This window comes from Pseudomonadota bacterium, assembly GCA_037200975.1.
Taxonomy (GTDB): Bacteria; Pseudomonadota; Gammaproteobacteria; order Steroidobacterales; family Steroidobacteraceae; genus CADEED01.
Genome location: JBBCGI010000001.1, coordinates 3,442,543 through 3,460,294 on the forward strand (window position 1 = coordinate 3,442,543; position 17,752 = coordinate 3,460,294).

Below are 17,752 nucleotides of genomic sequence, written 5' to 3' on the forward strand. Positions count from 1 at the left end.
ATGAAGAACCCGCGCGTGGCCGGCATGGCCTACATGCTCACCGGCGTTGCGGCGTTCGCGTTCATGGATGCCAGCCTCAAGTGGCTCACCGCGTCCTATCCAGCGGCGCAGGTGGCCGCGGTGCGCGGCCTCGCCGCATTGCCCGTGGTGTTCGTCTGGGCGCTGTATGCCGGGGGCGCGGGCCAGCTCACGCGTATCCGCTGGCCGTTGCACCTGGTCCGCGGGGTGTTGTCGGTTTTCATGATGATCGCCTTCACGTTCGCGCTGAAGGAGCTGTCGCTCGCCAAGGCGTATGCGCTGTTCTTCGTGGCGCCGCTGCTGATCGCGGTGTTTTCGATCTTCATGTTGGGCGAGCGCGTGCAACGCACGCAGTGGGTGGCGATCGTCATCGGGTTCGCCGGCGTATTGATCGTGCTGCGCCCGGGCGCGGTGGGTTTTGGTCTGGCCGGCACGGTGGCCGTGCTCGGTACCGCGTTTTGTTATGCGCTGTCTTCGGTACTCGTGAAGATCATCGGCCGCACCGACAGCACGCAGTCGATGATTTTCTGGATGACCTGCATGCTCGCCATCGGCGCGACGTTGATCGCCTTGCCACAATGGCAGCCCATCCGGCGCGAACACCTTTTGCTGATCGCGTGCGTCGCGTTCACTGGAGCGGTCGGCCAGTGGGGTATCACGGAGGCGTTCAAGCGTGCCCCGGCGGCCAGCGTGGCACCGCTCGAATATTCGGGGCTTGCCTGGGTGATCCTGATCGACTTGATCGTGTGGTCGGTGACGCCGGAATGGCAGACGCTGGCCGGCGCGGCGGTCATCATCGGCAGCGGACTTTACTTGTTGCGGTTCGAGGCGCGGCGCGCGGCCTGACTATTTCCGGCCCGGCGGCCTTTTCTGCAGGGTCGGTCACAGGTTCTGCGCGCCTTTCGGGAATACTTGCCGGATGGCGATCGAGATCGTTCCGGTAATCCTGTTGCCGACCATGGATGCGAGCCGGTTCGAGCGTTGCACGTTCGCGCTCGAGGAGCGCAAGGCGACCATGACGATCTACATGAGGGATCTCGATCCCTTCGTCGTGTTCTTCGGCCGGCTGTGCTGGCACCGCGTTACACCGTTCGAACAGTGCAACTCCACCATCACCGAAGGCTGCCATCTGGCGGTCGCGGAGATAAAAGGTTCGCCGGCCCTCAAGGCCCATGTGAACAAATACCAATTGCCGCAGAAGGACGCGCAGTCGCTGCATCACTACCGCATCTTCCTCGGCGCGGGTGGTGTGCACGAGGCGTTCGCCGCCTCGGCTTCGCTTGACTGGGTCGACGCGTTGAGGGGATGGGGGCGCGTGAAATCGATGTTTCGCCCCGTCGCGCGAGCCGGGAATCGTTAGGCCGTGACATCTGAAATGGGATTTGCTTAACAACTACGTAGAAATTCTGTCAGCAGCGCACGCGGGCGCTCCTATACTTTGGCCATTGGCGTGTGTCGCCACTCTTCCGGGGGGAAGGAGTCATGTTTTCTGCAAGCCGCGCATCGCTCGCGGCGCTGCTGCTGGTTGTGTCCATGCACGTGACAGCCAACGACGCGCCGCGATGCCTTTCCGATTCAGTCGAAGCCCACGTTCGTCAGCAGTTCGCGACGTTCGGGCCGCTGTCGGTCAACTATGAATATTTCGGATTCATCTACCGGCTGGGGCGGACAGTGGACAGCGCGGTGGTGCGCGGTTCGCGCTGCGTCGCCCGCAGCTGCGTGATCGACGTCGCGCGCGCGGCGGCCATGATTCCCGCCGGCGCCGTGATCCTGGGCGAGTGGCATACGCATCCGCGCAACGGAGAGGCGCCCTTGTCGGAGCAGGATGTGCTCGGCGCGTATCGCAACCGGAATCTCGTCTGCTACTACGCGTTTTACAGCGAGCCTGATGGGGCCATCTACTCCTGGAATCCGCGGCGCGGCATGGTGACGACGGCGATGGCATCGCGCGTCCACGTCGGCAACTATCCGCGGGTTCGCGGCAGCGGCGGCACGTTCGCGCGCAACTAGCTATTGCGCGCCGGGGGCGTCGAATCTTGTCTTACGCCGCGCCGAGCGCGTCGATACTTGTCTTACGACGCGCCGAGCGCGTCGATCTTCGCAGCGCAGATGAAATCGTTTTCGTGCAGCCCGCCGATGGCGTGGGTCTGATAACGGATGCGGCAATAACCCCAGCCGCATTCGATGTCGGGGTGATGATCCTGCAGGTTGGCGATGTGCGCCACGGCATTGACGAAGCTCATCGCACGGTAGAAATCCGCGAACTTGAATTCGCGCCTCAGCGCTTTGCCGTCTTCGACTAACTGCCAGCCGCCGTCATTCGACACGAGCAGACGCGCCAGCATCTTTTGCGCCTCGGCCGGCGTGAGCGCGGCGATGCCGCCGTGGCAAGGCACGCATTGTTTGTTGACGAGAGTGTCGTCGGTGCTGCTCATGCCGGTATCTCCTGCGCTGACGTGGTGCTTTCCTTGCGCGTGAAGCTGCGTGCCACGTATTTCTCGACCAGCTCCTGGAATTCTGCGGCGATCCGGTCGCCCTTGAGCGTCACGGTTTTTTCGCCGTCTTCGTACACCGGCGCCACCGGCCGCTCGCCGGTGCCCGGCAGCGAGATGCCGATGTTGGCGTGTTTGCTTTCGCCGGGGCCGTTCACCACACAGCCCATTACGGCGACGGTCATGTCCTCGACGCCTTCGTAGGACTTGCGCCACTCCGGCATGCGATGCCGGATGTGCGACTGGATGGACTGCGCCAGCTCCTGGAAATACGTGCTGGTCGTGCGGCCACAGCCGGGGCAGGCGACGACCATCGGAACGAAGGAACGCAGCCCCATGGTCTGCAGGATCTCCTGCGCGACGATCACCTCATTGGTGCGGTCGCCATTGGGCTCGGGTGTGAGCGAGACACGGATCGTGTCGCCGATGCCTTCCTGCAGCAGCACCGACATGCCGGCGGTGGACGCGACGATTCCCTTGCTACCCATGCCAGCCTCGGTGAGGCCCAGATGCAGCGGGTAATCGCAGCGCTCGCCCAGGCGGCGGTAGATAGCGATCAGGTCCTGCACGCCCGAAACCTTCGCTGACAGGATGATGCGTTCGCGCGGCAGGCCGATCTCCACGGCACGCGCGGCGCTCTGCAGCGCCGAGGCCACCACGGCTTCGCGCATGATTTCCTGCGCGGACAGCGGCGTGTCGCGCGCATTGTTCTCGTCCATCATGCGCGTGAGCAGTTCCTGGTCGAGGCTGCCCCAGTTCACGCCGATGCGCACCGGCTTCTGGTACTGGATGGCGAACTCGATCATCTCCGCGAACTGCGGATCGCGCTTGCTGCCGCGGCCGACGTTGCCGGGGTTGATGCGGTACTTGGCCAGCGCCTCGGCGCAGGCCGGATGCTCGCGCAGCAGCTTGTGACCGTTGAAATGGAAGTCGCCGATGATGGGTACGTTCACACCCATCTGCGCGAGGCGGTCGCGGATCCTGGGCACCGCGGCCGCGGCTTCGGCTTCGTTGACCGTGATGCGCACCAGCTCGGAGCCGGCGCGCGCCAGCGCCTTGATCTGCTGCGCGGTGCCTTCGATGTCGGCGGTGTCCGTATTGGTCATGGACTGGACCACGATGGGCGCGGTGCCGCCGACGGTCACGCGGCCGACGCGAACGGGCAGGGCTTTGCGGCGTGGCTGGCTCATCTAACTACTTGGCCGGCGCGGGCGACGGATAACGCGATGAATGCCAGCCCGTCATCTGCCAGCGCTTGTCTTTCCAGATCCAGGTGTCGCTATAGCCGATCTCGAGATCCTGGGACTTGCCATTGGTGGCCACGGTGACCTTGGCGAGGCCACGAATGACCGCCACGTCGCCGTACAGGCGCACCTTCTGGATGTCCGCGGTCATCGAGATGTAATCGCGCCGACCGCTGGTCAACGACTCGATGAACGAGGCCTTCGTGTCGATGTCCCCGTTCGAGTGCACGTAGTCGAGGTCGTCGGCGAGCAGCAGACCGAGCGCCTTCACGTCCGCGTCCACGTTGGCCTTGAAGCGCGCGAGCTCGGCGGTTTTGACGGCTGCTTCGCGAGCTTCGTCCTTCGCGAAGGAAGGCGCGGACTGCATTGTCGCGGCAGCGATAAATGCGAATACGGCGGCGATGCGGCGCGATTTCATGAAAGTCCGGCTCGAAGCTGCGGGAAGGGGCTGCTATCATGCCACCCGTTCGCCAATTGACCAGACTCAGTCCGAGAGACCCTCTTTAATGAGGGCGCCGAAGGCGCAAGTTTCCGCCCGGAAACGCTCAGGCAAAAGAACGGCGGGGTTTGAAGGCGGGCTCTGGAGAGCGATGGCTTGGGCTGCGGCCCGGGACCATCCACCGAAGGGGTGCGGCACGTGTTGACCACGAGCCCGATCTCTCAGGTTCAAGGACAGAGGGGCGGCGGGAAGAAGTGGTGCCGGGAAGGGGGTTCCGGGGGTTTGTGTGTAGCGCAGCGCACTCGCGTTGACTCGCATACAAACCCCCGGAACCCCCTTCCCGGCACCGCTTCTTCCCGCCGCTCTTTTTTTTGGCACTCGCGGTGTGCCGCAGGAGAAATTCTTGGGCAGACGCACACCGCTTTACGACCTGCATGTCGAACTCAACGCCCGCATGGTCGATTTCGGCGGCTGGGACATGCCGGTCAACTACGGTTCGCAGATCGAAGAGCACCACGCGGTACGCCGCGACGCCGGTGTCTTCGACGTCTCGCACATGTGTGTGATCGACGCGCGCGGCACGCAGGTGCGCGAGTTCTTCTCGAAGCTGCTCGCCAACGACGTCGCCAAGCTAACTACTCCGGGAAAGGCCCTGTACAGCTGCATGCTGAACGAGCAGGGCGGGGTCATCGACGACCTCATCGTCTACTTTCTGACCGCGAGCTGGTTCCGCGTCGTCGTGAACGCCGGCACGCGCGATAAAGATCTCGAGTGGATGCGGAAACTGGCGCCCGCCTTCGGCGTCGAGCTCACCGAGCGCACCGATCTCGCCATGCTTGCCGTGCAGGGTCCGAACGCGCGCGCCAAGGTCGCGGAATTGCTGCCCGCCGAGCATCGCGATGCCGCGCTCGCGCTCGACGTGTTCTTCGGCCGCGAGATGGGGCCATGGTTCGTCGCCCGCACCGGTTATACCGGTGAGGACGGCTTCGAGATCATGGTTCCGGCCAACGAAGCGGTGCGCCTGTGGCGCGCGCTCAACGACAAGGGCGTGAAGTCCGCAGGTCTCGGTGCGCGCGACACTTTGCGTCTCGAAGCCGCGATGAACCTGTACGGCAACGACATGGACGAAGCGCAGAATCCGCTCGAGTCGGGGCTCTCGTGGACCGTGTCTTTCGAGAATCCGTCGCGCGATTTCATCGGCCGCAAGGCGCTGGAGTCGCTCAAGGCCGCCGGCCTCACGAAAAAGTTCGTCGCGCTGCTGCTGGAAGACCGCGGCGTGTTGCGCGGCCACCAGAAAGTGGTCGTCGCCGGGCAACCCGACGGCCAGGACGTGGGTGAGATCACCAGCGGCACCTTCTCCCCCACCATGGAAAAATCCATCGCGCTCGCCCGCGTCCCGCGCGCCGCCGGCGCCACGGTGCAAGTAGACATCCGCGGCAAGCTGCTGAACGCGCGCGTCGTGAAAGCGCCGTTCGTCCGTCACGGCAAGATTCTAGTCAGCTGATCAGCCAGGTCCCACTCCGGAGCAAATGACATGAGCGAAATCCCCGCCGATCTCAAGTACACCAAGTCACACGAGTGGGTCCGCACGTTGGCCGATGGCAACGTCGAAGTCGGCATCACCGATCACGCACAGGGCGCGCTCGGCGATCTGGTGTTCGTCGAAGTGCCCGACGCCGGCAAGGCGCTCAAGGTCGGCGACACGTTCGCGGTGGTCGAGTCGGTCAAGGCAGCTTCCGACGTGTACGCGCCGGTTGCAGGCGCCGTGATCGAAGGCAACGCCGCGCTCGGCAGCCAGCCCGAGCTCATCAATTCCGAACCCTACGGCGCCGGCTGGATCATGCGGCTCAAGCCGGGCGGCGCGCCCGCCGGTTTGCTGTCCGCGGCCGAATACCAGGCGCATCTTGCCGCGGAGGGTTAGTCATGCCGTTCAATCCGCACACTCCCGATGACGTCCAGCAGATGCTGGCCGCGATCGGCGCCAAAAAAGTCGACGACCTGTTCGACGAGATCCCGAAAGAGCTGCGTATTGAAGCGCTGGCCGGTATCCCCGACGCGCTGAATGAAATGCAGATCGGCCGTCTGATGATGGCGCGCGCCGCCCAGGACGGGCTGCCGCTCAATTTCATCGGCGCCGGCGCCTACGAGCATCACATTCCGTCGGCGGTGTGGGCGGTGACCACGCGCGGCGAGTTCTACAGCGCCTACACGCCATACCAGGCGGAAGCGTCGCAGGGCACGCTGCAGCTGATCTACGAATACCAGACGATGATCACCTCGCTGACCGGCATGGAAGTATCGAACGCGTCGATGTACGACGGCGGCTCGGCGGTTGCGGAAGCGTCGCTCATGGCGGTGCGCGCGCATCGCAAGTCCAGGTCGCAGCGCATCCTCGTGCCGACCACCGTGCACCCTAACTACCGCAAGGTGGCGGTGGCGACGGCCAGCGGCCAGGGGCTGCGCTTCGAGGAGATCCCGTGCCCCAGGGGGCAGCTGTCGGTCGCGGATCTGGCCAAGTACCAGGGCGAGGACATCACCGCCATCGTCATCCAGCAGCCGAATTTCTTCGGCCAGCTCGAGGACGTGGACGCCATCACCGACTGGGCGCATGCCAACGGCATTTTCGTCATCGGTTCGGTGAATCCCACCGCGCTCGCCATCCTCAAGCCGCCGGGTCAGTGGGGCGCCAAGGGCGTCGACATCGCCTGTGGCGATTGCCAGCCCCTCGGCGTGCCGCTGTCCTCGGGCGGACCGTACGCGGGCTTCATGACCACGCGCATGGAATACGTGCGCCAGATGCCGGGGCGCATCGTCGGGCGCACCGTCGACGCCAACGGCAAGCAGGGTTTTGCGCTCACGCTGCAGGCGCGCGAACAACACATCCGCCGCGGCAAGGCGACCTCGAACATCTGCACGAACCAGGGGCTGCTGGTCACGGCCGCGACGATCTACCTGAGCTTGTTAGGCCCCGAGGGTCTGGCGCGCGTGGCCAACACGTCCCATCAGCGCGCCAACGAACTCGTCGCGGCGCTGGGCCGCGTCAAGGGCGTGAAGGTGGCGTTCGAAGGGCCGCGGTTCCACGAAGCCGTGCTGCTGCTCGACCGCCCGGTTGCCCCCGTGCTCGCGGAGCTTGCAACGCGCGGCATCGTCGGCGGGTTCGATCTGAGCGTCGACTACCCGGAGCTCGGCAACGCGCTGCTGGTCTGCGCCACCGAAACGCGCACGACCGCCGACATCCAGACGTACGCCGATGCGCTCACCGAGACTCTCAAAGCCGCCGTGCGCGCGGCCTGAGGACTATTTTTTCAAGGACTGGCACATGGCAATGCTCAAACATCCCGAAAAGATCATCTTCGAATACTCGCGTCCCGGGCGCGGCGCCTTCGGCCAATGGCCCACCGAGCGCGGCACGCCTGACAACGTCGCCGCCGACATTCCCGAACACCTGCGCCGCAAGCAGCCCGCGATGTTGCCCGAGGTCAGCGAGCTCGAAGTCGTGCGCCACTTCACGCGCCTGTCGCAGCTCAACTTCTCCATCGACACGCATTTCTATCCGCTGGGATCGTGCACGATGAAGTACAACCCGAAGGCCTGTAACCAGTACGCGATGCTCCCCGGTTTCCTCACCCGGCACCCTCTGGCGCCGGAGTCGCTCGGGCAGGGGTTCCTGGCCTGCATGTTCGAGCTGCAGGAGATGCTCAAGGAAGTGACGGGCATGCAGGGTGTGGCGCTGTCGCCGATGGCTGGGGCGCACGGCGAGTTCGCCGGCGTTGCGATGATCCGCGCCTATCACCGCGCGCGCGGGGATCTCGCGCGCAACGAGATCATCGTGCCGATCGCGGCACACGGCACCAATCCCGCCACCGCCACGATGTGCGGCTGCGTGGTGAAGGAGATCCCGGTCAACGACGAAGGCGACGTCGACGTCGAAGCGTTGAAGGCCGCGGTCGGTCCCAACACGGCCGGCATCATGCTCACCAACCCGTCCACCTGCGGCGTGTTCGAACGGCGCATCAAGGAAGTCGCGAAGATCGTCCACGACGCGGGTGGCCTGCTGTATTACGACGGCGCCAACCTCAACGCCATCCTCGGCAAGGTGCGTCCGGGCGACATGGGCTTTGACGTCATCCACATGAACCTGCACAAGACCTTCTCCACGCCGCACGGCGGTGGCGGTCCGGGTGCGGGTGCCGTTGGCGTGAGCGCACGACTGCTGCCGTTCATGCCCATTCCCGTCGTGGGCAAGGAGGGCGACAAGTACCGCTGGCTCACCGAGAAAGACCTGCCCCAGTCCATCGGCCGTCTGTCGGCCTTCATGGGAAATGCCGGCGTGCTGCTGCGCGCCTACATCTACATGCGCATGCTGGGCCGCGAGGGCATGCACCGGGTCGGCGAGTACGCCACGCTCAACGCGAACTACCTGATGGCGCGGCTCGCGCAGGCGGGCTTCGACCCCGCCTATCCCACCCGCCGGGCCAGCCACGAATTCATCATCACCGCCAAGAAACAGGCACGCGATCTCGGCGTGACGGCGATGGATTTCGCGAAGCGCCTGCTCGACTACGGCTTCCATGCGCCGACCACATACTTCCCGCTGCTGGTGCCGGAATGCCTGCTGATCGAGCCCACCGAGACGGAGAGCAAGGAAGCGCTGGATGGTTTCATCGATGCGATGATCGCCATCCAGAAGGAGGCCGAGACGAATGCGGACTTCGTCAAGGCAGCGCCTTACACCATGACGGTGCGCCGGCTCGATGACGTCCGCGCCGCGCGTCAGCTCGATCTCACATGGAAACCTGCGGCGGCCTGAGAATTACACACGAAAGAGTTCACGTTTTCTGACGGACGCCGTCGCATCCACGGCGTTTTCCGGTCGTGGGGCGCAAGCCCCTGACAATCCCCTGTTAATATCGACCGGATGAACGACCTCGGCGACCGTCAGAAACCCACCGGCTTCACCCGCATGTTCCGCGCCTTCGGCGCGAGCATGAAGGGTTTCTCGGGCGCCTACCGCGAAGAGGCAGCCTTCCGCCAGGAACTCGTCCTGGCGGTCTTTGTCATCCCCTTGGGCCTGTGGTTAGGGCGCAGTGGTATCGAGCGCGTGCTGCTGATCGCGCCGATGTTCATCGTGCTCATCGTGGAGCTGCTCAACAGCGCCATCGAGGCCACGGTCGACCGCATCGGCCTCGAGCGGCACTCGCTCTCGGGCCTCGCCAAGGACATCGGCTCCGCCGCCGTGTTCCTGTCGCTGACGCTGCTTGCCGTCGTTTGGGTACTGATCCTGTGGCGCTGAGCGCCTAACAATCTAGAGGGCTTCTGCATGCGTTTCAGCCGGCTCTGCCTCTTCGGCCTGGTCCTCGTTGCTCCCACGTTCGCGCAGAACGCGCAGCCGCAGCTGGCCTCGCAATCGAGCTCGACGCAGGCGGCGCTGCCGCAGAGCGAGGGCGAAAGCGCGGCGTGGCGCGGCACACTGGCGCGGGTCGCCGAGAGCGTGGTGGCCATCGAGATCGACCAGACGCGCGCCTTCGACACCGAGTGGAATTCCTCCGCGCAGGCCACCGGCTTCGTGGTGGATGCCGAACGCGGCCTCATCCTCACCAATCGCCACGTGGTCACTCCCGGCCCGGTCACCTCCGAAGCGACCTTCCTCAATCGCGAAGAAGTGCAGCTCTATCCCGTGTATCGCGATCCGATCCACGACTTCGGCATCTATCGCTACGACCCGAAGAAGCTGCGTTTCATCCGGCCGCGTTCGCTGCCGCTGTTCCCGGACGGCGCGCAGATCGGCCGCGAGATCCGCGTCATCGGCAACAACGCCGGCGAGCAGCTGTCCATTCTCGCCGGCACACTCGCCAAGCTCGATCGCGATGCGCCGGAATACGGCATCGGCAAGTACAACGATTTCAATACCTTCTACCTGCAGGCGGCCTCGGGCACCTCGGGCGGCTCGTCGGGTTCACCCGTCATCGACATCCAGGGCCGCGTCATCGCGCTGAATGCCGGCGGCGCCACCGGCAATGCCTCCAGCTTCTATCTACCGCTGGGGCGCGTGAAGCGTGCGCTGGAGCTCATCCAGGCCGGCAAGGCCGTCTCGCGCGGCGCGTTGCAGGTGGTGTTCCACTACACGCCGTACGATGAACTGCGCCGTCTCGGCCTCGGGGAGAAAACCGAGGAGGCGGCGCGCAAGGCGTTCCCGGCGCTCACCGGCATGCTGGTGGTCAATGAAGTGCTGCCCGGCGGACCTGGCGACGGCACGCTGCAGCCCGGCGACGTGCTGGTGCGCGTGAACGGCAAACTCGTCTCCGAATTCGAGCCGCTCGAACAGGTCACCGACGAATCCGTCGGCGGCACCGTCGACCTCGACCTCGAACGCGGCGGCAAGCCGATCAGCGCCAAGCTCAACGTGGGCGATCTGCACGCGATCACGCCCTCGGCGTATCTAGAGTTTGGCGACACCGTCGTGCACACCGTGTCGTACCAGATGGCGCGCCATTTCAACATCGCGGTGAGCGGCGTGTACGTCGCCAACCCCGGCTACATCTTCGGCGCCGCCGGCGTGCCGCGCGGCGGCGTCATCGCGAGCGCCAACGGCAAACCAACCCCGGACCTGGCGGCCTTCGAGGCGGTGGTGGCGGGGCTCGCCGACGGCGAACGTTTCACCGTGCGGTATTCGACGGTTGACGATCCGAACGGCTCCAGCGTGCGCAGCGCGCGCATGGACCGCCGCTGGTTCCCCGCCAATCATTGCCTGCGCGACGACGCGGCCGGGTTGTGGCAATGCGTGGCGCTGCCGGCGCTGGGTTCGCCGAAGCCGGAAGTCGGCGGCAGCACCCGCTTCTCGAAGCCCGACGACCCGCGCGCCGCGGCTCTGGCGCCGTCGCTGGTCGGGGTCGGCTTCGACATGCCGTACTCGATCTCCGGCATCACCGAGCGCAACTACCGGGGCACCGGCCTCGTAGTCGACGCGGCGCGTGGCCTGGTGGTCGTCGATCGCAACACCGTTCCCGTGTCGATGGGCGACGTGCGCATCATCTTCGCCGGTACGCTCGAGATTCCCGGCAAGGTCGAGTTCGTGCACCCGCTGCACAACCTCGCCATCGTGAGTTACGACCCCAAACTCATCGGCAACACACCGGTACGCGCCGCGAAGTTGTTAGACCGGCGCATCGTGCCCGGTGAAACGTTGTGGGCCGTCGGTATGGGCGCCGACAGCGAGCTCAATTCGCGCGCCACCCAGGTTGCGAATCTCACGCCGATCTCGCTGCCGCTGTCGCGCACCATGCAGTTCCGCGAAAGCAATCTCGAGACCATCCAGCTGGTGAACGGCCCCGCCGATTTCGACGGTGCGCTCACGGACACCGCCGGCAGCGTGGTCGCCTTGTGGTCGAGCTTCGCCTGGGAGAGCGGCCGCGAGCAGCAGCAGGAGAATCGCGGCGTGGCCATCGGCGTCGTGCAGGACATGCTGCGCCGCGTGCAGGAAAAGCAGGCCGTCTTCTCGCTCGAAGCCGAACTGGTGCCGCAGCCGCTGGCCGGCGCGCGCCGTCTCGGCCTCTCGGATGCGTGGCTGCGCAAGCTGGAACTCGCCAGCCCGAATCAGCGGCAGGTCATGTCCATCGTGCGCCTGGTCGGCGGCTCGCCGGCCGTCGGGCGCTTGAAGCAGGGCGACATCCTGCTGGCCATCAACGACAAGGTGGTGACGCGTTTCCGCGAAGTGGAGCTGGCGGTGGCGGACAAGCCCGAGGTGAACGTCACCGTCTGGCGCGATGGTGAAGAAAAGCAGGTGCCGCTGCCCACCGCCGCGCTGACCGGCAACGACATCGATCGCATCGTGATGTGGGCCGGCGCGACCTTGCAGGCGCCCCACCGCGCGATGATCGCGCAGCGCGGCATCCCGCCCGAGGGGGTGTACGTGGGTTATTTCGCGTATGGATCGCCTGCGACGCGATATGGGCTGTTCCCGGGGCGCCGCATCGTCGAAGTCGATGGCATCCCCACGCCTGATCTCGACGCCTTCCTCAAGGTCGTGTCGGGGCGGCCGGACCGTTCCGCCATCCGCCTGCGCACAATTACCTGGAATAACGCGCCCGAAGTGATCACTTTGAAACTTGATCGACACTATTGGCCTACTTACGAGCTGCGACGCACCGATGCAGGCTGGGAGCGTCGCGATCTTGAGTAAACTTACCGTCATATGGTTCGTGTCGTTCGTGCCACCCTCGTAGAGCTGGAACAGGCCGTCACCGCGTTGCGGGACGGCGAGCTGGTCGTATTCCCGACCGAAACGGTCTATGGGCTCGGGGCGAACGCCCAGAACCCCGCCGCAGTACGGCGCATCTTCGAGCTGAAGGAGCGTCCCGCGGACCACCCGGTGATCGTCCACCTGGACAACCCGAAGTACCTGCATCGCTGGGCGCGCGAAGTGCCCGAGAACGCGCGCAAGCTGGCGGCGCGTTTCTGGCCCGGGCCGCTGACGATGGTATTGCCGCGCTCCGAGGGCGTGCACGACGTCGTCACGGGCGGGCAGGACACCGTCGCGATCCGCGTTCCGTCGCACCCCATGGCGCAGCAGCTGCTGACCGCGTTCGGCGGTGGCATCGCCGCGCCGTCCGCCAATCGCTTCGGCCGCGTGAGCCCGACACGCGCGGAACACGTGCGCGAGGAATTCGGCGACGCGGTGCGCGTCGTTCTCGATGGCGGTGAAAGCCAGATCGGTCTCGAATCCACCATCGTCGGTTTCGACGGCGAGCAGGTACGGTTGTTGCGGCCCGGATTCGTCACCTACTCGCAACTCAAAGAGATCGTCGGCGACGTGATCGTCGGGGCCGGGGCGAGCACGCCGCGTGTGCCGGGTTCGAAGGTGTCTCACTACGCGCCGCTGACGCCCATGACCCTCGTTCCTGTCGATGAGATCGACAAGCGCGCTGAAACCCTGTCGGAAGGCGGGCGCCGCGTGGCCGTGCTGGCGATGCGGCTGCCGCTCAAGACCTATCCATCCGTCACCTGGATCAACGCCGGCCGGCGGCCCGATGCCTACGCGCACGACCTGTATTCGAACCTGCGCGCGCTCGACAAGGCCGGGTGCGAACAGATCCTCGTGCAGGATGTGCCGAGCGAAGAAAAATGGACCGCGATTCGCGACCGGCTGAGCCGCGGCGCCGCCGTGGGCGCGGCCAGCGCCGGCGAACATGAGCAGTTCGCGGAGACCGGCGGGTACAGCGTCCTGCCCTGAATGAGCCGCTGCCGCTGAATCAGTAGTGCGGCGGCTTCTCGTGCGCCGTGGCGCTCGCGCCCTGTTCCGATTCCAGCGCGGCCAGCTTGTCCATGAGCTGCTGATTGCGATCGAGCGCGCGGTCGAGTTCTTTCTGTTGACGCGCTACCACGTCACTGATCTCCGTGACGGCGCGCTCCAGGTGCGCGAGCTTTTCTTCGACGGCGTCGAGGCGTTCAGTCATGGGGCGCAGGGTAGCCAAGAACAAACATCGGCGCCCAGGAATCCTTTCCTGGGCGCCGGCGACTGCCCGCTAGCTCGGGTTCTTTGGATCGATTCGGCTACAGCCAGATGTTGTAGAGCACATCCAGCACGATGCCGGTGGCGATGGCCGTCAGCACCACGTCGCTGCCGACGCGCACCCAGTGGTAACCGTACGGCGGCTCATAGAGGCGATACGGGCGCCAGTCGTACACGATGTACGAGCTGCCGTAGTACGCGTGCGGCAATCTGTCTCCGCGGTGCCACATGCGATACGAGTAACCACGCGGCGGGTGATAGAAGCCGAAGTTGAAGCGATACCGCGCATAGTCACGACGGTCGTTGCGGCGGTTGTCGTTGTAGTGCGGGTGACGGTTCCAGTCGTTGCGATAACGATCCCAGCGATCGTTCCGGTCGTTGCGGCCGTTCCAGTCGTTGCGATTGTGGTCCGGGCGGTCATTGCGATTGCGGTCGTTCCAGTCGCGGCGATCGTTGCCGGGACGGTCGTTGCGATGGTTGTCGCGGTTGTCGCGATGGACCACGACCGGCGGCGCATGGTTGCCGCGATCGCGCTCGTTGTTGTTGCGCTGGGGGTTGCCGCGATCGTGGCCACGATTGTCGTTGCCTCGGTTGTCATGGCCGCGGTCGTTGCGCGAATTCTGCGCTTCGATTTTCTGGCCGATTTTTTCCGAGCGCTCCCGGGCGGCGTAGGGATTGCCGGCCGCGAGTGCCGAAGCACTGGCCAGTAGCGAGGCGAACACCAGGAACGAAGCGGGGGCAAAGGTAGCGGGGCGTTTCATCTGCATCTCCTTGCGGATCACTTGCGATCCGTACGATGCCAGTATGCGCAGGCGCACCTGAGCGGCTCCTGAACGTTCCCGTTCAGGTTCGTTTCAGGTTGGCAGCGTCGCCGGGGCTTTGAAAACCCGCGCTTTCAGGGCAACGGCGCGCGCGCAATCGCGATGTCGTGGGCGACTTCCGCATCGAGCTCGCGCCAGTCCACGAGGCCGACGCGATTGGTCCACAGCGGATTTCGGTAACGCGCGCCGGTGCGCGCCGTGTAGTCCGTCCAGAACCCGGCGGCGAAGCTCAGCTGCTTCACCGCTTCGGACTGATGCACGGCCAGCTTCGTCTTTCGATACAGCGCCAGCGCCGTTGCCCCGCGGATCTTGGCCGCGTAGTACTTGCCGAGCAGCGCCATGGCACGGATGTCTTCGAGCGTCGCGGATAATTCGGGATTCTTTCGCGCCAGCGGTCCGCGCAATAGCTGCGCGATTCCGGCCAGGGCGGCATCCGCGCGCGCGTCTATCTTCTGTGCAACTTGCGGTGGCGTCGTGCCCGGCGGCAGCTCGCCTTTGGCGGTCCCCGCGACGAAGTCGGGAATCGTGATGTTGTCCGTACCCGGGTGCACCGGCTGGTTGATGAAGGTCTCCACGTTATGGAAGCCACTGGCGGTCTTCGCGGGAGCTGGGCGGCTGCGGCTCCCCTCGATGTACCACTGGAAGTCGAGCGCGCCCCAGTGAAAGCCGGTGACGAGTGGATAGACCATGGACGCGTCCTGCCAGGCCGCGAGCAATTTCGCCGCGTCCACGCGCGGGAAACGCTGCGCGACGAGCGCGGCGATGCGCTCGTCGTCGAGCGACGGGTCGTAACCCAGGCGTCCCCACAGCAGGAACGGCAGCCAGTGCTTGTCGATTTCGAGCTGGCGCGGAGTAGCCGGGGTCTTGCTCAGGAACTCGCGGCCCCACACCCACATGTCCGAGCCGTAGTAAAAGCCGCATGATTTTTCATACGGGATGTTGCGCACGAATTCGCGCACGAAATCCGGCGCGGCCCAGCGGAACATCAACGCGTCGTCGTTGCGCAGCGTCCACAGGGTTTTCAGATTGCCGAGCGACGCGACGAAGTCGCCATGAAAGGTCTGCTTCGTGGAGGACAACACGTGCGCCTGCGCGTACTTGAAGCTGAAGACGAATTCCACGTTTGGCTGTGCGATGACGGGCGCGAACGTCGCGGCGATGTCCGCGGCGCCGGCTTCGTGTTGACGGTGAATGAGGCGGAACTGGCGCTGCGGCTCCGCGCGCGCTGCATCGAGCACACCCTGGCCGTACGTCGCGAGCGCCCAGTCTTCCTTCGCCTGGAACGAAGCCTCACCCATGTTTTCACCGACGGTGAGGCCCATGCCCGCGAGCAGCGGATAGGTGCGGAACATCTCGCGCACGCTGGCGCGGAAATAGTCGCGCGTCGCCGGATTGTCGATGGCGTCGGTGATGCCGTACTTGCCGTCGACGCCGTAGGTGTACACATTCCAGGTAACGACGTGGACCGCGATGTTGCGGTCGTGTGCGTATGCCATGACGCGCCGCCAGAAGTCGATCTTCTCGTCGATGGTCAGCTTCTTCAGCGCTTCCTTGTTTGCGAGCATGGCCGGCGTGACGAGGCCGATGGTGCGTGTCGAATAGTCCTCGTCGAACTGGATCTTCGAGCGCCACACATCGTTCAGCGCCACGTCCGGAAACTCCGGCACCTTCACCATCGACGGAAACGGATGCAGGTTCCACAGCGACAGCATGTTGTAGCGGTCGCGCGCCAGCGCATCGAGATACGCGCGCCAGAAATCGAAGTCCCAGACCGTCGCGATGTTCTGCTGCGCGGAATCGCTCATGTCCGAGTAGCTGGGCGTGCGCAGGTCGAGGGGCAGGTTGAACTTGGTGCCGCGCAGGGACATGTAGGGATTGCGGTCGGTGTCGACGACGTCTTCGATGCCGCGCGTGCGGATCTGTTCGGCGAGTTCGAGGCCGCCGTACATCGCGCCGCCCGCATCCCGGCTGACTATGGAGAAGATGTGGCGCCCGTCGCGAATCGAATGACGCAACGCAAACCCTTCCGCCCCGATCGCGGCGCTGTCGATGTTCGCGCCGGCTGCACTGCGCAGGCCGATGCCTGCGTCGTAGCGGCTGGCGGATTCGAAGAAGACGAAGGCGCGCGCACGAAACGGGAAGGAATCCGGCCGGCGCGAATCGTCGCGCGCGACACTGAGGCGGCGCGCGCGCAGCGCGGCTTCGATGTCGTCCGCGGCGAATGTTTCCCGCGCCGACGTGGGGTCGGCACTGATGCGCGCGCCCGACGCGAAGGCGGAAGCGCCCTCGCACGCACAGAGCGCCAATGCGCCCATCGCCAGCCAGATATTCATACGCATTCTCGGCTTCCCCCTCGCACCCCGATCCGCGCGGAGTCGGCGCGAGCGTACACTGGCGCGCATGAGTTCGCGCCTGCCGGTCTACTTCATTTCTCACGGCGGTGGTCCGTGGTCGTTCATGGAAGATCCCTCGCGCGCCGCTTACGCGAAGCTCGAAGCCGCACTCGCGCAGATGCCCGAACAGATCGGCGTAACGCCGTCGGCGATCCTCATGATCTCCGCGCATTGGGAGGAGCCCGAGTTCACGCTCACCTCGCACCCGAGACCGCCGATGATCTACGACTACGGCGGATTCCCGGAATTCACGTATCACATCCACTACGACGCGCCGGGTGATCCCGCGCTCGCGGCACGAGTCAGGGCGCTGATCGAAGCGGCGGGCATGCCGGCGCGTCTCGATCCCGAGCGCGGTTTCGATCACGGCGCGTTCACGCCGCTGCACGTGATGTACCCACAGGCCAACGTGCCGGTGATACAGCTGTCACTGAAGGAAGGGCTCGATCCGGCGGCGCACCTGGCGCTCGGCCGCGCGATCGCGCCGCTGCGCGATGAGAACGTGCTCATCGTCGGCAGCGGGCTCAGCTACCACAACCTGCGGCAGTTCTTCAGTCCCCGCGGATGGGGCCCGTCCCGCGAATTTGACGGCTGGCTGAACGGCGTTCTGCTGGGCGGCAGCCCAAACGATCGCGACAAACTACTGACCGCCTGGGAGGCTGCTCCTGCGGCACGCGCGGCGCATCCACGCGAAGAGCACTTGATTCCGCTGATGGTGGCCGCGGGAGCCGCCGGAGACGACAAGGCGGAACTGACATATCACGAGCAGGATTTTCTCGGCGGACTCACCGTCAGCAGTTATCGATTCCTGAATTCCCCGCTATAGTCTCCTGCCGG

The 17,752-nt window shown here is 65.2% G+C and carries 17 protein-coding genes and 1 riboswitch; of the genes, 11 read left to right on the forward strand and 6 right to left on the reverse strand.

Features of this window, described 5'->3' with window-relative positions:
• The 3 genes from WDO72_15555 to WDO72_15565 all read left to right on the forward strand — a co-directional run bounded on the left by WDO72_15555 (window position 1) and on the right by WDO72_15565 (window position 2,028).
• Entirely contained in the window at window positions 1-864 is an 864-nt protein-coding gene (locus WDO72_15555; GenBank protein ID MEJ0087091.1) for a DMT family transporter, read from the forward strand.
• Window positions 865-937: 73 nt separating this feature from the next.
• The gene (locus tag WDO72_15560; GenBank protein MEJ0087092.1) at window positions 938-1,378 is read left to right on the forward strand and encodes a hypothetical protein; all 441 of its coding nucleotides are present in this window, start codon (window positions 938-940) and stop codon (window positions 1,376-1,378) included.
• 122 nt (window positions 1,379-1,500) lie between these two features.
• Window positions 1,501-2,028 (forward strand): hypothetical protein, encoded by a 528-nt coding sequence (locus WDO72_15565; protein ID MEJ0087093.1) that lies wholly within the window; start codon window positions 1,501-1,503, stop codon window positions 2,026-2,028.
• Between the two features lie 62 nt (window positions 2,029-2,090).
• Here the strand turns inward: WDO72_15565 and WDO72_15570 are convergent, their stop codons facing one another.
• Genes WDO72_15570 through WDO72_15580 form a run of 3 tightly spaced genes read right to left on the reverse strand, consistent with a single transcriptional unit; the run spans window position 2,091 to window position 4,172 of the window.
• Window positions 2,091-2,453 (reverse strand): 4a-hydroxytetrahydrobiopterin dehydratase, encoded by a 363-nt coding sequence (locus WDO72_15570; GenBank protein MEJ0087094.1) that lies wholly within the window; start codon window positions 2,451-2,453, stop codon window positions 2,091-2,093.
• A complete protein-coding gene (gene ispG / locus WDO72_15575; GenBank protein MEJ0087095.1) occupies window positions 2,450-3,700 on the reverse strand; it encodes a flavodoxin-dependent (E)-4-hydroxy-3-methylbut-2-enyl-diphosphate synthase in 1,251 nt (416 codons plus the stop codon). Before ispG ends, WDO72_15570 begins: the two co-directional genes overlap by 4 nt.
• A gap of 4 nt (window positions 3,701-3,704) precedes the next feature.
• A complete protein-coding gene (locus tag WDO72_15580; protein ID MEJ0087096.1) occupies window positions 3,705-4,172 on the reverse strand; it encodes a nuclear transport factor 2 family protein in 468 nt (155 codons plus the stop codon).
• Between the two features lie 60 nt (window positions 4,173-4,232).
• A riboswitch (glycine riboswitch) is annotated at window positions 4,233-4,325 on the forward strand.
• Window positions 4,326-4,596: 271 nt separating this feature from the next.
• On the opposite strand from WDO72_15580, the gene gcvT reads away from it, so the two are divergent.
• The 7 genes from gcvT to WDO72_15615 all read left to right on the forward strand — a co-directional run bounded on the left by gcvT (window position 4,597) and on the right by WDO72_15615 (window position 13,422).
• Complete coding sequence (gene gcvT, locus WDO72_15585; protein ID MEJ0087097.1) at window positions 4,597-5,697, forward strand: glycine cleavage system aminomethyltransferase GcvT; 1,101 nt, start codon at window positions 4,597-4,599, stop codon at window positions 5,695-5,697.
• Between the two features lie 30 nt (window positions 5,698-5,727).
• The gene (gene gcvH, locus WDO72_15590) at window positions 5,728-6,114 is read left to right on the forward strand and encodes a glycine cleavage system protein GcvH (protein ID MEJ0087098.1); all 387 of its coding nucleotides are present in this window, start codon (window positions 5,728-5,730) and stop codon (window positions 6,112-6,114) included.
• A gap of 2 nt (window positions 6,115-6,116) precedes the next feature.
• Window positions 6,117-7,487: an aminomethyl-transferring glycine dehydrogenase subunit GcvPA gene (gene gcvPA, locus WDO72_15595; GenBank protein MEJ0087099.1), complete on the forward strand. Its 1,371-nt coding sequence runs from the start codon at window positions 6,117-6,119 to the stop codon at window positions 7,485-7,487.
• A 25-nt stretch (window positions 7,488-7,512) separates the two neighbouring features.
• Window positions 7,513-9,003 carry an aminomethyl-transferring glycine dehydrogenase subunit GcvPB gene (gcvPB, locus tag WDO72_15600; GenBank protein MEJ0087100.1) on the forward strand — a complete coding sequence of 497 codons (1,491 nt, stop codon included), beginning with the start codon at window positions 7,513-7,515 and terminating at the stop codon, window positions 9,001-9,003.
• A gap of 108 nt (window positions 9,004-9,111) precedes the next feature.
• The gene (locus WDO72_15605) at window positions 9,112-9,486 is read left to right on the forward strand and encodes a diacylglycerol kinase (protein ID MEJ0087101.1); all 375 of its coding nucleotides are present in this window, start codon (window positions 9,112-9,114) and stop codon (window positions 9,484-9,486) included.
• Window positions 9,487-9,513: 27 nt separating this feature from the next.
• A complete protein-coding gene (locus WDO72_15610; protein ID MEJ0087102.1) occupies window positions 9,514-12,372 on the forward strand; it encodes a trypsin-like peptidase domain-containing protein in 2,859 nt (952 codons plus the stop codon).
• Window positions 12,373-12,384: 12 nt separating this feature from the next.
• Window positions 12,385-13,422 carry an L-threonylcarbamoyladenylate synthase gene (locus tag WDO72_15615; protein ID MEJ0087103.1) on the forward strand — a complete coding sequence of 346 codons (1,038 nt, stop codon included), beginning with the start codon at window positions 12,385-12,387 and terminating at the stop codon, window positions 13,420-13,422.
• Window positions 13,423-13,441: 19 nt separating this feature from the next.
• Here the strand turns inward: WDO72_15615 and WDO72_15620 are convergent, their stop codons facing one another.
• The 3 genes from WDO72_15620 to WDO72_15630 form a co-directional block, all read right to left on the reverse strand.
• A complete protein-coding gene (locus WDO72_15620; protein ID MEJ0087104.1) occupies window positions 13,442-13,645 on the reverse strand; it encodes a SlyX family protein in 204 nt (67 codons plus the stop codon).
• 97 nt (window positions 13,646-13,742) lie between these two features.
• On the reverse strand, window positions 13,743-14,462 hold the full coding sequence (locus tag WDO72_15625; protein ID MEJ0087105.1) for an RcnB family protein: 720 nt from the start codon (window positions 14,460-14,462) through the stop codon (window positions 13,743-13,745).
• Window positions 14,463-14,596: 134 nt separating this feature from the next.
• Window positions 14,597-16,861 carry a carbohydrate-binding family 6 protein gene (locus tag WDO72_15630; protein ID MEJ0087106.1) on the reverse strand — a complete coding sequence of 755 codons (2,265 nt, stop codon included), beginning with the start codon at window positions 16,859-16,861 and terminating at the stop codon, window positions 14,597-14,599.
• Window positions 16,862-16,922: 61 nt separating this feature from the next.
• Between WDO72_15630 and WDO72_15635 the strand changes: the two genes are divergently transcribed.
• Window positions 16,923-17,741, forward strand: a complete 819-nt coding sequence (locus WDO72_15635) for a class III extradiol ring-cleavage dioxygenase (GenBank protein ID MEJ0087107.1) — start codon at window positions 16,923-16,925, stop codon at window positions 17,739-17,741.
• Window positions 17,742-17,752 lie beyond the last annotated feature (11 nt).